Genomic DNA, 13,945 nt, shown 5'->3' on the forward strand with positions numbered 1-13,945 from the left:
GTCAATCCAACGAGGGGGTTGGGAAGTCGGGAATAGTGTTACAGAGCAGGAGTGGTTGCCTGCCGTTCAAGGCCTTGTCGGTAAGGCGGGAATTCCGAATGAGAGGCTCATTCTACGACTGAGTGTCATTCAGAGCGAGACTCATGAGTACGGCGTCCTCGCGCATGCCGTTTTGCGCGGGGTAATAATTTTTGCGTATCCCGTCTTCAGAGAAACCCAGTTTGCGATAGAGGGAGCGCGCAGCGAGATTGGATACCCGCACCTCGAGCAAAATTCGCTCAACTTCGCAGGGTAATTCCGTTTTCACGCTGTTCAGCAGTGCCTCAGCGAGGCCCTGTCGGCGTCGCGCTGGCGATACAGCAATGTCCAGGATTTCTGCCTGGTCAAATAGGCTACTGATCACGCAACAGGCGATAATGTCATCGCCTTGGATCAGGACCCAGCAGTAGTGGCCGGCGCTGAGACTCTGCTGGTATTGGGCTTCACTCCACGGATGACTGTGGGCACTTTTTGCCAGCTGGGCCAGAGATGCACAGTCGTCGGCAAGGGCGGAGCGCAACTGTAGCTCAGTGTAATTTAAATGGGTCATTCTGCGCGGGTTTCAGTCGGGTAACTAGTGCGCAACAGATTCCACAGGGGGCGTTTTAGTTCGGGGGCTCGCAGTAGTTGCGAGAGGCTGGGCATACTAATTAAGCGGGCCTTCTGCCATTCGACAACCTGGCTTTCCAAAGGGATTGGAGTGCAAAAGTCTTGAGCTTCACTGCCCATCAGCCAGATGGATTTAACCGGCATACGAGAATAAGAGGCCTCCAACCAGCTGGAGAATGTATCGCGAGCCTGTGAGGCGTCTTCGGCTGGACCAAAGCGATTTTCTGTTAAAGGCCATTGCAGGCGCTCCTGTTGCCGGGGGAGCTGGTGCCAGTGCAAAGCGCGGAGAATATTGTTGAACAGGGCTTCCAGGGGAAGCGCTGCACCGGGCTCGTGGCTGTCCACGGCCAGGAGTTCCTCCCCAATACGCCAGCAGTTCAAAACAAAAGGTTTAACACTGTGCTGGGGGGGGGCAACAGGAGCTGGTGTCACTGCCACCGTCTCTTGTGGGCGTTTTGTCTGGCCGGTGAGAGCGCTTATTTCATCTAGCACACGGGCGTTGCGCTCCGGACTTTGCACCGGCTGGGTGATTATCTGATCTGCTGAGTGGGGCAGTGGGTTTTGAGCTATTCCACTTGCAACCGGAGGCTGCTGAGTCCCAGCAGCTTCTTCGGCGGGAGGCAGTTCGGCTTGGCGAGGATCGGGTGCGAGCGGCAATACGAATCGGGGCACATAGCTTGGAACCCCAAGTACTGATAAATATTCCGCTCGCTGAAGCTCGTTCACTTATACGCCCTGTTTCTTACTCTCACTGCTGGCGAGCAAGTTTAACGCATCCATGTAGGCTTGTGCTGAGGCAATCAGGATATCTGTATCTGCGCCAACGCCGTTGACCAGGCGGCCGTCTTTTTCCAGGCGCACTGTAACGGACCCTTGGGAGTCTGTTCCCTGAGTGACCGCATTTACAGAATAAAGTTTTAAGTCGGCGCCGCTGTTTACCAGCTGTTCAATAGCTTTGAAGGTGGCATCTACGGGGCCGCCTCCGCTGGCTTCAGTCTGTCGGGGCTCTCCGTCAATGGTGAGGCTGACAAAGGCCTGGGGGGCTGAGCCGATTTTGGTGCGCACATCCAGGTCACTCAGTTGGAATCGCTCTACCGGTGACTCGCCTCCGCTCACCAGAGAGTGCAAATCTTCGTCAAAGATCTCATGCTTCTTATCGGCGAGGTCTTTAAAGCGGGCAAATACCTGCTGGAATTCTTCGGTATCGGCGAAATCTACCCCCAGCTCTTCGTAACGGGCGCGGACGGCAGCCCGGCCGGAGTGTTTACCGAGAACCAGACGGTTTTGACCCCAGCCTACATCTTCAGCGCGCATGATTTCGTAGGTCTCGCGGTGTTTCAGAACACCGTCCTGGTGAATACCGGACTCATGGGCAAATGCATTAGCGCCGACAATGGCCTTGTTGGGCTGTACCGGGAAGCCGGTAATCGACGACACCATTCTCGAAGTGGGCACGATGTGGCTGGTATCCAGCCCTGTTTCTACCGGGTAGAGATCCTGGCGGGTTTGTACTGCCATAACGATTTCTTCCAGGGAGGCATTACCGGCGCGCTCTCCCAAGCCATTGATGGTGCATTCCACTTGGCGCACACCGTTCATCACGGCTGACAGGGAGTTGGCAACGGCGAGGCCCAGGTCGTTGTGACAGTGGGTCGAAAAGATGGCTTTGTCGGAGTTGGGAACGTTTTCGATAACACGGCGGAACATAGCCCCATACTCTTCCGGTTCCCCGTAACCAACGGTGTCGGGAATATTGATAGTGCCGGCCCCTGCCGCGATAACCGCTTCGATGATGCGATACATAAATTCCGGCTCGGAGCGGCTGCCATCCTCGAGGGAGAATTCCACATCGTCGGTAAAGTTGCGCGCTGTTTGAACCGCTTTCACTGCCTGCTGCAACACCGCTTCCGGTTCCATTTGCAGCTTGTATTTCATATGGATTGGAGAAGTGGCAATAAATGTGTGGATACGCGAGGCGTTGGCATTCTTCAGGGCTTCGCCAGCGCGCACGATATCGGCATTGACCGCTCGGGCCAGGCTGCAAACCCGTGATTCGGTAACGGCTTCAGCGACGGCCTTGACCGACTCGAAGTCCCCGGGACTGGCTATCGCGAATCCAGCCTCAATGACATCGACACGCATTCTCTCGAGCATGCGGGCGATGCGAATTTTTTCCTCTCTCGTCATAGAGGCGCCAGGACTCTGCTCGCCATCGCGCAGAGTGGTATCAAAAATGACTAACTTATCTTTTTTTGTGCTCATTTTCGTTTGTTCTCCTTATTTGCTTTGAGGCTAAACAGGGGGCCTTGCCGCTGTCTATGCATCGCTCAAATAAAGTTTGGAATTCTGTTGGGGGTGGGGGGGAGAAAAATTATATGCCGCGCAGGGGCAGTCGTAGCGAGAAAGCTAGGGCAAGAAAAGACTGGCGCTGAGTGATAAATGGAGTCTTCATATACAACAGTTTCCGCATTAGGTCGGATTCAGGGCATTATGAAGCGGAATCAACCGAGAGGTCAATGTGTATCCTAATATTGGCGTATTATTTTCTTATTTTGTTATATTATCTTCTCCGATGGCTGTTTTTTAGTGTTTATTTCCTTTTTTTGAAGGGCTGCCCCACTGAGGGTTTCAATGGGGTCCGCTATTAAAGGGTGGTATCGGTCAATTTATGCAGAAACTGCCACAAGTCTCCGTGTAGTTGCTCTACCTCGCTGCGGCTGATACGGCTGTTGTCCAGCTGTGCTGTCACCCACTCTCTGGCTCTTGGTTTAAGGGCAAGGCCTCCCTCTGTCACAGTGATCAGGGTTATCCGTTCATCCTGATTGCTGCGGCGGCGCTTGACCAGGCCGTTTTGCTCCATCCGCTTAAGCAGCGGGGTCAAGGTGCCGGAATCCAGCATCAGCCTCTGCCCCAGTGCACTGACGCTCTGCTCTTCTTCCGATGGCGCCTCGGTGTTGGCCCACTCCCACAGAACCATTAAAACCAGATATTGCGGATAGGTGATCCCCAATTCCTTTAGCATCGGCTGGTAGGCGCGGGTCATGGCTCGGGATGCGGCGTAGAGGGCAAAACATAGCTGGCGGTTCAGTGCCAGCTCGCCGGAATCGTCATCACAGACAACCATCAGAGCATACGCTCGATTTCTGTCTCCAGGGATGCCGGTGCATCCTTTGGCGCGTAGCGTTTAACATTCTCGCCATTCTTACCGATCAAGAACTTAGTGAAATTCCACTTAATGCCCTCGGTTCCCAATAGGCCTGGCGCACGTTTCTTGAGCTCCACAAAGAGCGGGTGAGCTTCATCGCCATTGACGTCCAGCTTGGCGTAGACGGGGAAGCTGACTCCGAAGTTCAGTTCACAAAATTCCTGAATTTCCTCATCGCTACCGGGTTCCTGCTTGCCAAATTGATTGCAGGGAAAGCCCAGGACGGTAAATCCACGGTCTTTGTATTTTTTATATAAATCCTCCAGGCCCGCGTATTGCTTGGTGAAGCCACACTTACTGGCCGTGTTAACAACTAGCACCACCTTGTCTTTGTAATCGGCAAGAGTGGTCTTTTGCCCATCAGCGGTTTGCACGGGAATTGAGTAGAGATCGGTCATTGGGAGAGCCTCGACGGTTTGTATTTTGCTAAATTTAGTTGTGCACAACCTTTTTTGCAACCGCTTTATTTGGGAGTAGCCCTTTTGCAGGCTTTATTGTGAGAATGATTATCAATTATATTATGCGCCAGATTGATAAAACCCTTTTGCAATAACAGTAAAGGATTCTCCATGCGCCTCACCTTACACTTGGCCCGCCTGCTAGTGGCGCTACTGGCCATTACGGTTCTACCCGTCCAAGCCCAGGCCTCCGGTCTATCAGAGCAGGAATTGCGCCAGCTGATGCAGATGGCAGAGTACATCGGTGTGGATTATCCGGAAGCGGTGGCAGATGGGGAGATCATTAGTGACGATGAGTTTGCAGAGATGCAGGAGTTCGCCTCGGTACTGATCGATCGCGGCGCACAACTGCAAGAGTCGCCCGAAGCGGCGATGATCCGCACCGAGGCGGATGCGCTGCAAGCGGCGATTCTCCGCAAGGCCAGTGTGCAGGAAGTGCAAGCGCATACCGCCAAGTTGCGTCAGGGGCTACTGTCTATCGCCCCCGCGCTATCTTTGCCCACTGCATTGCTGAATGTGGATGAGAGTCGCGCTATCTACCAGGCGCAGTGTGTTACCTGCCATGGTATCGAGGGTAGAGGGGATGGCCCCTTAGCGGTACAGTTGGAGCCGGCGCCTACAAACTTCTACGAGTTGGAGCGCGCTGAAAATCGCTCCCTGCTGGGCCTTTACGATGCTATCAGTAACGGTATCGATGGCACTGCAATGACCGCCTTCAAAAACCTGAATGAGCAGCAGCGCTGGTCCCTGGCATTTTATGTTGGCGGCCTGGCTTTCCAAGGTGAAGTGGGGGAGGGTGATGGCGTTGAGCCGAGCTTGCAGGATATCGTGATGTACAGCCCCAATGTGCTGCAGAGTGATCGCCCGGAACTGTCCGGCGCGGCAGTTGCTTCCCTGCGTGCCGACCCCACACCCTTCTTTGCTGGTGAGGAGAGCCTCGGTAGCCAGCCGATTGAGATAGCCCGTGCGCAACTGGAAAAGTCCCTGGTGGCCTACCAGGAAGGTAACTACGATCACGCTCGCACCCTGGCTATTAGTGCCTACCTGGACGGTTTTGAGATGGCGGAGAGCTCTCTGGATTCCCTCGACGCCGATCTGCGTAAAGCCACTGAACGGGAGCTGCTCGGGCTGCGCAGTCAGCTGAATGCCGATAGTAATCCCGAGCAAGTCAGGGCTCAGGTACAGGTAATTCTTGAGCAACTGGGGCGCGCCGAATCTTTAATGCAGGAGACAACTCTCTCTGCGGGTGCACTATTTATTGCCAGCTTGGTGATTCTTCTGCGCGAAGGTCTCGAGGCGCTGCTGGTTGTGATTGCACTGACAACGATCCTGGTAAAAACCGGTCGTCGCGATGCGTTGAAATTTGTTCACTTCGGTTGGATCAGCGCTGCGGTCGCAGGTGTTATTACTTGGGTTGCCGCACAGAGTTTGATTTCCATCAGTGGCGCCAGCCGGGAAGTTATGGAAGGGGTCGCAGCGCTTCTGGCCGCAGTTGTGCTCTTCTATGTGGGTTTCTGGATGCACAGTAAGACCCAGGCGGATCAGTGGCAGCAATATATCCAGAACAGTATCAACCGCAGCCTTAGCGCTGGCGCCCTGTGGGGCATCGCCGGTCTCGCATTTGTCGCTGTGTACCGCGAAATTTTTGAAACCATCCTGTTCTACCAGGCCCTATTGGTGCAAACAGCTTCCAGCCAGTACAGCGCCCTATGGGGTGGCCTCGCTGCCGGTGCGATATCGCTGGTTGTGTTGGGCGTTGCCTTTGTGCGCTTCTCTGCTCGCTTGCCTATAGGCAAGTTCTTCTCCATGACGACCTATTTACTGTTGGCGTTGTCATTTGTTCTTGCGGGCAAGGCAGTCGCGGCACTGCAAGAAGCGGCGTGGATTGCGATTTCCCCGCTGCCGGTAAATCTCAGCTTCGACTGGTTGGGTATCTATCCGACTTGGCAAGGTGTTGGTGTTCAGGGGGCAATACTGGTTGTCGCTCTGTGGTTGCTACTGAAAGGCGGCCGCTCGGATTCCAGTTCCGCTAAAGCGGCCTAAATGGCTTTCGGGTACCCGCAACTCTGTGGGTACCCTATTTTTAATGGCCGCCCCTCTTTATTCGGCACCCTTCAGGTTATCGAATAGCAGTTCTGGAGAAATTTCTGCAAGCGGTATTGGGCTGCCAACCTGTACTGTTGTCTTTAGGTTTCGTTTATAGCTAAACGAACCTTGGATCGATAGAGGGATAAGTGGCAATGATGCGCTTTGAAAATTTTCCTTGAGCAGAGTGACAAGCTCTGTAATTTCTTTCCTGCTGCTTTCTTCAATCAGGATGCACAGAAGATCCCTGGTTGCCTCTGCCTTATGAATCGCATTGTGCTTTCTCTTGAGCTCTGAAGCTTCGATTTCATAGTAGTTTTTGGGGAAATAGTCACTTTTGCGTAAAAGTGCGTGAAGCCTAGGGCTGTTAGTAATGGCGTCGCTGGGGATAAAGCGAACCTTGCGTTGCGTTGCCCCGCTAACAATAAATGGGGTTAGCAGGTTAGAATAGCGGGCAATTAGAAGTGCTGAACCTTCGCTAGGGATTTGCTCAGTCCCCTCGTATTTCGTGCGCCTGGGCAGGATATAGATAAGCCAAGAAAGGGTGTCAAATAACATTTCCGGCATTCGAAAAAGCAGGAGTACTAAAAGAGCGAAATTTAGTACGGCCAGCAGGGTAAATACCTGGGGAATTGTCATGCCCACAGGCCCGAGTAGCCCAATAATAGAAAAAGAAATAATGACTACAAATACGGCATTAAGGACATTATTTACAGAGATAACCTGCGCGCGAATTTGTTCTGCTGTTCTTTCCTGAATAATAGTGTATAGCGGTACGATAAAAATACCGCCGGCAACGCCAATAAAAGTCGTGATAAATAAGATGGTCAGTCCACCATCACTCTGTAGAAATTGGCTAAGGGATGCGTTGGAGAGCATTTGATAGTTTCCCGATAGGATGCCCAACCAAAGTCCCGCCACCGTCATTCCCAGCCCGCCGGCTGCCACCAAGCCCAGTTCAATACGCCCGCGAGACAAGCTCTCACACATTAGTGAGCCTATAGCAACGCCAACAGTTAGGCAGCAGAGTAGAATCGTGATTATTGGTTCACTGGCGCCAAGCACATTTCTTACAAAGCTGGGAACCTGGGTTAGGTATGCCGTGCTAAATAACCAGAACCAGGAGTTTGCAATAATTGCGTAAAAAACGGTGGGTGTTTTAATCACTTCCCGCATAATTCTCAGCGTTTGGCTGATGGGGTTCCAATCTATTTTTAAATTGGGGGCTGAGGAAGGAGCCGGAGGGATTGCCCTACTGGCGAGATAGCCTAGTACGGCGACAGTGACCATCACCAAGCTCAGATATAACAGCCCAGGTTTTCCCTGGCCCACATCACCGGCTAGGAGGGTGCCGACAATTGTTCCAACGAGTACTCCGGAAAAGGATGCAACTTGGGCTAAACCATTTCCTCCAAGCAATTCTGATTGCTTTAGGTGCTGAGGTAAGATGGCATATCTGACAGGGCTAAAGAAAGCTGTGTGGGTGGCAAAAAGTATCAATACAATGAAACTTAAAACTCGGTCATCAGTGAGTAGCGCAATGGCCCCGAGGATACCGATTAGTATTTCGGCGGCTTTAATAATTCTTATGACTCGACCCTTTTCATACTTGTCAGCTAATTGTCCAGCGGCGAGTGAAAATAGAAAATACGGTATGACATAAAGGCTACTGGCGAGATTAATTAGTGTATTGGCTTCTGCTTTGGCTAAATGAAATGCCAGTATGACTAGCAGGGAGTTTTTAAACAGGTTGTCATTAAAAACACTGCTTAACAGTGAGAGAAACAGTGGCATAAAGCGGCGACTGGCGAGGAGCTTGAACTGGTTGCTTTGAGCCATGGTTAGGCCTTCGTCCCTGTGCCGCCCTTAGCAGCTATGTATTTCTATTCTCGCTATCAGAATAGGTGATCGGAATGATTTAAGGAGGGGCTGGCATCCTGAGGGAGGAGAAGAATTTATGTGCCTACCAGTGAAGTAGGCACATATCCTTGTTGGTCAAGAAAAAGGGGAGGCTAGCGTTTCTCTCCGCGCAAGCCCAGCACTTGGCGGTATAGAGCCTCTGCCTTGGCACCGGCTGCTTCGACAGGCCTGCCGGCAACGACGCTCACCCGCGACCAAAAACGCTTGGGCAATGTAGTGAAGGCATGACCGCCTTTATGACTGAAAAAGCTTCCCCAGAGACCTTGGAGGGCCATAGGGATTACAGGGACAGGGGTTCTCTCCAGAATTTTTTCTATGCCTGCTTTAAATGGCTGTAGTTCTCCGTCTTTCGTCAACTGACCTTCGGGGAATATGCAGAGAAGATCTCCATCTTTTAGCCCGTCCTCAATGGCTTGAAAAGCCTGTTCATACCCTTTGGGGTCTTTCTGCTTGGAGCAAATTGGAATTGCCCTGCCTGTTTTGAAGACGAAGTGCAAAATTGGAATTTCATAAATGGGCTTGTACATAATAAAGCGGATAGGACGGCGGACAGCGCCGGCGAGTAATAGTGCGTCAACATAACTCACATGATTGCAAGCGATTAGGGCTGGTCCCTCTGTGGGTATCTGTTCAAGCCCTTGGTGCTTTACCCGGTACATGGTGTGGGAAAGGGCCCAGATCAAAAAGCGCATAGCAAATTCTGGCACTTTGGCGAACACAAAAATGGCGACCGCCGCATTCATAAGGGCAATAACAAGAAAGAACTGCGGTATGGTCGCGTCCAGCATATTGAGGAATAGAATTCCAAGTAGCGCTGAAGCCACCATAAAGAGGGCGTTCAAAATATTGTTTACGGAGATAATTTGAGCACGAATTGCCGGGTCGGATCGATCCTGGATCATGGTGTACAGAGGAACGATGTAAAGACCCCCAAACATCCCCAGTAGTACCAGACAACTGAGAAGAGAGTATGCACCATCGGTACTTAGAAATGCGGTAAAGCTGGCTTCATGGAGTTCTGCAAAGTTTCCCCCGACGATACCCAGGGCGATACCACTTATGGTAAGTCCAGCAGCACCAACAGGCACCAGGCCAAGTTCAATAAATCCACTGGAGAGGCGCTCGCAGATTAAGGACCCAATGGCAATACCAATGGTAAAACTGCACAGCAGTAATGTAACCACTGATTCACTGCCACCTAGGACATTCTTGGTAAAACTGGGAATTTGTGTCAGATAGGCCGCCCCCATTAACCAAAACCAAGATATTCCAATAATGGAGTAGAAAATTGAGGGAGTATTCGCGCTGGCACGGAGTATTTTATGGGTTTGAGTAATGGGGTTAGGGTTTATTTTGAGATTGGGTGTGGGGGCTGGCGCTGCGGGGATTGAGCGGCTGGCCAGATATCCCAGGGTAGCTGCGCCCATAATTACCAGGCCTAAGTAGAGAATTCCCTGTTGCCCATGGCCTGTGAGGCCTGCGAGTAGGCTACCGACAATTGTTCCCGTTAAAATGGCCACAAATGTCCCCATTTCCACCAGAGCATTGCCCCCTATCAGTTCGGAACGCTTCAAGTGTTGAGGGATAATCGCGTACTTCACCGGGCCAAAAAAGGCGGACTGTATGCCCAAGAGAAAGAGCACAGTTAAACAGAGTGCGTTGCTTCCGCTAAAAAGGGCGAAAACACCCAGTGCACCGATAGCGATCTCTCCTAGCTTAATCCAGCGTATTAACCTCCCCTTGTCGTATTTGTCCGCGATCTGGCCGGCGGAGGCAGAAAATAAGAAAAAGGGAAGAATAAACAAACCAGCAGCCAAGTTAATTAGTGCGTTTGCTTCACTTTCCACCAGGCGAAAGGCGATCATGACAATTAGGGCGTTTTTATAAACATTGTCATTGAAGGCGCCCAGGAATTGGGTGCTGAAGAACGGCAAAAAGCGGCGGCTAGTGAGAAGATGAAACTGAGACTGGTTAGCCATTGGCAACTCTCTTCTTATTTAAGTGAGCTAATGGTAAGTCATACTGCCGACGGGAGGTATCCCCATGATAGAGGGTAAATTGGTACGCTAGATTAGGGGTTGTTGGGGGAGAGGTAGAATTGGTTGAAGGGAAACCCGGCCGCGTGGGCGGCCAGGTGAGGGTACCGGTTTACCAGACAGTTACCCTTTCCTCTTCAGGCAGGTACATACCGTCGCCTTCCTTAATATCGAATGCTTCGTAGAAGGCATCGATATTTGGTAGTACGCCTTTCACACGATATTCAGCGGGAGAGTGACTATCTACCTTCAAACGTCCACTGAGGGCTTTATCGCGCATCTTGCTGCGCCACACCTGAGCCCAGCCCATAAACACCCTCTGATCGCCGGTAAAGCCGTCAATAACAGGTGCCTCTTCGCCATCTAGAGACATTTTATAAGCTTTATAGGCAATTCCCAGGCCTGATAAATCGCCGATATTCTCGCCCAGGGTCAGCTCGCCGTTGATGTGTTCACCCTCAAGCGGTTCGTAGGCGTTGTACTGGGATACGAGCTTGCTGGTCAGCTGCTCAAAATTGTTACGGTCGGAGTCGGTCCACCAGTTGTTGAGATAGCCGCGTCCATCAAATTTACTGCCTTTATCATCGAACCCGTGCCCAATCTCGTGGCCGATTACACCGCCGATACCGCCGTAGTTGACTGCATCATCCGCATTCATATTAAAGAATGGTGGTTGCAGAATCGCTGCAGGGAATACGATTTCATTCATGGCTGGGTTGTAGTAAGCATTCACCGTCTGTGGGCTCATGCCCCACTCATCGCGATCGATCGGCCTGCCCAGCTTATTGCGATCGTAAGAGGACTCAAACAAGTTAGCTGCCAGAACGTTGCCAATCAGGTCATCGGATTTAACTGTCAAGTTACTGTAGTCACGCCACTTGTCTGGGTAGCCGATTTTGGTGGAAAAATTGCTTAGCTTAAACAGAGCCTGCTTTTTGGTATCTTCGCCCATCCACTCGAGGGATTCGATGGATTCCCGGTAGGCGGCCTTCAGATTGTCCACAAGTACAATCATTCGCTCTTTGGCTTCGGGTGGGAAGTGCTTTTCTACGTAGCGCTTACCGACCAGCTCGCCAACAGAACCATTAACGAATTCTACTCCGCGCTTCCAACGGGGTTCCATCTGTTCGATACCGTGAACGGTGGTGCCATAGAAGTCAAAGCGCAGTTGTGCGATTTCGTCATGCATGTAGGGCGCCATTGCATTGAGTACTTTGACCTTCAGGTAGCGCTTCCAGGTTGCCAGTTCAGTATTAGCAATAATCTCATTGGCCGCTTCCAGATACTCAGGCTGGCCGACAATAAAACTATCCGCTTTCTTCAATTGGGCTTTGGCCAGGTAGCTGTCCCAATCTATAACGGGCATTAGCTCTTTAAGTTCAACAATAGTTTTCTTGTTGTAATACTTTTCCGGATCCCGGTTATCAACGCGGCTGCGATGGTGTTTTGCCAAACTTTTCTCGAGTTTGAAGATTTTGTTGGCAAAGTCGTCAGCCTCTTTAAGTCCCGCGAGGTCTTGCAGGTCAGTGAGGTAGGTTATATAGGCTTCGCGGAGTTTCTTACTCTTCTCAGTGTCCTCGAAGTAGTAGTCGCGGTCAGGGAGTCCAAGGCCTGCCTGCCACAGGAAAGTCATGTAGTTTTCTACTTGCTTCAGGTCCTGCCAGATGCTTCCGCCAAATGGTACATCGTAGCCGACGGTATCCGCATAGGCGAAGAAATCGGTAAGATCCTTGCGGTTTTTAATTGCATCGACTTTGGCGAGTTCGCCGGAAACCGCGGAGAGCCCTTTTTTCTCGATCAGCTTTTTATCCATAAAGCTGTTGTAGAGATCTCCAATTTGCTTGGCATCGGCGCTCTTGGCTCCCTGGCTGGCTTCCATAATCAGAGCTTTGACTTGTTCGGTACTTTGGTCTCTCAGAATAGAGAAACCACCCCAGCGGGACTTGTCCGCAGGGATCTCAGTATTCTTCAGCCAAGTGCCGTTTACATAAGCAAAGAAGTCGTCTTGAGGCCGTACACTGGTATCCATAGCGCCCAGGTCAATACCCGAGGAAAGCTGAACTTGCTCAGCGGTAGCTTTACTACCGGTGGAGTGGTCGTGAGCGACAGCAAACAGAGGGAACTGGGCTCCCGCCAGGGTACCGGCAATAGCGAGTGGTAATAGTAACTTTTTCATTTTTGCTCTTTTGGCTGAATATCCGCCGAGCATACTAAAAGCAGGGGGTGAGCTGGGGCAAGAGGGCTGCGCCTAGCTGGGGACAAGTTGAGTTGGAGGGAGTTTAACCAAAAGCCCCGCATCGCGGGGCTTTTGGCACAAGTTGAGTAGCTATTTAATCTGGTAGGCGGAAAGTGATAGGGATAGAAAAGTTATAAGTATCTGTACCTAGCTGCGCAGGGACTCCAGGGTAGGGTCCAGCTCTGCGTACAGCAGCTTGGGCCTCCCGGTTAAGGCTGGCATGACGGGATTCTTGTATCGGCTGGATATCTCGTACCTGGCCTTGAGAATCAATAGTCACATTTAGGCGTACACTGCCTTCATGGCCCCGCTCTTGGGCCCGTTTGGGGTAGCGAATGTAGCGGAAGGTGTGCCGCAGCAAGCTGGAGTGATAGATCTGGCGTGCCAGAATCATATCAGCCGTCAGAGGAGCCTCTTCCTCCTCTTCCATCATATCTTCGGCATCTGCAGCCAGGAGCGGGCCATCCTCAGGAGGTACCGTAATAAGCTCAATCTCTTCCTCAGCTTGTGCTGGAACGGCCCCTTCCGGTTGAGGTCCCTGTTCACTGTCCCCTTGAATGCTATCGGCCTCAGTTACAACCGCTGCTGCGGGAGCGGGAGCGGGAGCGGGAGCGGTTGCGGCTAGTGCTAGAGTTGGAGGCGGAAGATCAGCAATTTCAATAGCCGGTTTAGGTTTAGTGGCTTCAGTTGGCGCCTCTTCGGCGGCAGTGGCCTCTTCCTGGCTTATTTGCTTGAGTTGTAATTCGGCAACTCTCTCGCTTGTTGGGGCCAGGGACTCGAATGTAGTTACCAGGCTACCTGACACTTGGCCGGCAGAAAGCAACCCATCTTTAAAGTCAGTAGAGGGAGGGACAGAACCAATCCAGGCTCGTAGCAAGGTATTGAAGAAGTCGGGGTCAGCAATCTCTCCAAGTCGAATACTGTTGAGGGAGATTGTTGTCGAGCCGGTATCGGCAGCGAACTCGATACTCAATTGATCACCGTGAGCAAAGCGCCCCTTAAACAGGTTGGCAAAGGTCACCATGTTTTCTGCCTGGCTGCTGAGCGTATCTCCGCGGTTGTTAATCGCAATGGCTTCCATCCATTGATTGCGGAGTCGCCGTGCCGGCAGGCTTTTGGTGATAACACGAACCTCCAAGCGCCGAGGAATATTGTTATCGAGTAGTGTGCTGGAATCCCGGGTTAGATTTTCCGAGTATATTGCAGCGATATAAATGTCTTTATTAAATTGTTTTTCTAGTGCAAGACCGTTTAAAAGTGGTGCAGCTTTCGCAGTGAGAGCAAATGTAAACACCCAAAAAGAGAGGACAATTTTTATCGATTTCATTGTTCTACGGTGTCTCAGTAGCAGGAGCAA

The 13,945-nt window shown here is 51.6% G+C and carries 10 protein-coding genes; 1 reads left to right on the plus strand and 9 read right to left on the minus strand.

Translation table 11 applies throughout. From position 1 onward, the window contains the following. Nucleotides 1-112: 112 nt before the first annotated feature. The 5 genes from rimI to ACJJIM_RS00620 form a co-directional block, all read right to left on the minus strand. On the minus strand, nucleotides 113-589 hold the full coding sequence (gene rimI / locus ACJJIM_RS00600) for a ribosomal protein S18-alanine N-acetyltransferase (RefSeq protein ID WP_444912094.1): 477 nt from the start codon (nucleotides 587-589) through the stop codon (nucleotides 113-115). After that, nucleotides 586-1,374 (minus strand): hypothetical protein, encoded by a 789-nt coding sequence (locus tag ACJJIM_RS00605; protein ID WP_444912095.1) that lies wholly within the window; start codon nucleotides 1,372-1,374, stop codon nucleotides 586-588. Before ACJJIM_RS00605 ends, rimI begins: the two co-directional genes overlap by 4 nt. Continuing rightward, a complete protein-coding gene (locus ACJJIM_RS00610) occupies nucleotides 1,375-2,910 on the minus strand; it encodes a 2-isopropylmalate synthase (RefSeq protein ID WP_413664345.1) in 1,536 nt (511 codons plus the stop codon). It lies immediately after the preceding gene. 382 nt (nucleotides 2,911-3,292) lie between these two features. Beyond that, the gene (locus ACJJIM_RS00615) at nucleotides 3,293-3,772 is read right to left on the minus strand and encodes a MarR family winged helix-turn-helix transcriptional regulator (protein ID WP_444912096.1); all 480 of its coding nucleotides are present in this window, start codon (nucleotides 3,770-3,772) and stop codon (nucleotides 3,293-3,295) included. Beyond that, nucleotides 3,772-4,251 carry a glutathione peroxidase gene (locus tag ACJJIM_RS00620; RefSeq protein WP_282934317.1) on the minus strand — a complete coding sequence of 160 codons (480 nt, stop codon included), beginning with the start codon at nucleotides 4,249-4,251 and terminating at the stop codon, nucleotides 3,772-3,774. The genes ACJJIM_RS00615 and ACJJIM_RS00620 overlap by 1 nt, the downstream gene beginning before the upstream one ends. Nucleotides 4,252-4,422: 171 nt before the next feature. On the opposite strand from ACJJIM_RS00620, the gene ACJJIM_RS00625 reads away from it, so the two are divergent. Beyond that, entirely contained in the window at nucleotides 4,423-6,354 is a 1,932-nt protein-coding gene (locus ACJJIM_RS00625) for an FTR1 family protein (protein WP_444912097.1), read from the plus strand. 57 nt (nucleotides 6,355-6,411) lie between these two features. Here the strand turns inward: ACJJIM_RS00625 and ACJJIM_RS00630 are convergent, their stop codons facing one another. From ACJJIM_RS00630 to ACJJIM_RS00645, 4 genes are all read right to left on the minus strand, one after another. Further along, nucleotides 6,412-8,235: an MFS transporter gene (locus ACJJIM_RS00630; RefSeq protein WP_444912098.1), complete on the minus strand. Its 1,824-nt coding sequence runs from the start codon at nucleotides 8,233-8,235 to the stop codon at nucleotides 6,412-6,414. A 173-nt stretch (nucleotides 8,236-8,408) separates the two neighbouring features. Then, entirely contained in the window at nucleotides 8,409-10,295 is a 1,887-nt protein-coding gene (locus ACJJIM_RS00635) for an MFS transporter (RefSeq protein ID WP_444912099.1), read from the minus strand. Nucleotides 10,296-10,464: 169 nt separating this feature from the next. After that, entirely contained in the window at nucleotides 10,465-12,528 is a 2,064-nt protein-coding gene (locus ACJJIM_RS00640) for a M13 family metallopeptidase (protein ID WP_444912100.1), read from the minus strand. A 154-nt stretch (nucleotides 12,529-12,682) separates the two neighbouring features. Then, complete coding sequence (locus ACJJIM_RS00645; protein ID WP_444912101.1) at nucleotides 12,683-13,915, minus strand: TonB family protein; 1,233 nt, start codon at nucleotides 13,913-13,915, stop codon at nucleotides 12,683-12,685. Nucleotides 13,916-13,945: the final 30 nt, after the last annotated feature.

Source organism: Microbulbifer maximicatervae (SeqCode) (genome assembly GCF_052467615.1).

Excerpts from the sequence above, each read along its gene's own strand:
- ACJJIM_RS00620 (WP_282934317.1), bottom strand. The coding sequence starts at position 4,251 with ATGACCGATCTCTACTCAATTCCCGTGCAAACCGCTGATGGGCAAAAG.
- rimI (WP_444912094.1), bottom strand. The coding sequence starts at position 589 with ATGACCCATTTAAATTACACTGAGCTACAGTTGCGCTCCGCCCTTGCC.
- ACJJIM_RS00635 (WP_444912099.1), bottom strand. The coding sequence starts at position 10,295 with ATGGCTAACCAGTCTCAGTTTCATCTTCTCACTAGCCGCCGCTTTTTG.
- ACJJIM_RS00625 (WP_444912097.1), top strand. The coding sequence starts at position 4,423 with ATGCGCCTCACCTTACACTTGGCCCGCCTGCTAGTGGCGCTACTGGCC.
- ACJJIM_RS00615 (WP_444912096.1), bottom strand. The coding sequence starts at position 3,772 with ATGGTTGTCTGTGATGACGATTCCGGCGAGCTGGCACTGAACCGCCAG.
- ACJJIM_RS00610 (WP_413664345.1), bottom strand. The coding sequence starts at position 2,910 with ATGAGCACAAAAAAAGATAAGTTAGTCATTTTTGATACCACTCTGCGC.
- ACJJIM_RS00640 (WP_444912100.1), bottom strand. The coding sequence starts at position 12,528 with ATGAAAAAGTTACTATTACCACTCGCTATTGCCGGTACCCTGGCGGGA.
- ACJJIM_RS00645 (WP_444912101.1), bottom strand. The coding sequence starts at position 13,915 with ATGAAATCGATAAAAATTGTCCTCTCTTTTTGGGTGTTTACATTTGCT.
- ACJJIM_RS00630 (WP_444912098.1), bottom strand. The coding sequence starts at position 8,235 with ATGGCTCAAAGCAACCAGTTCAAGCTCCTCGCCAGTCGCCGCTTTATG.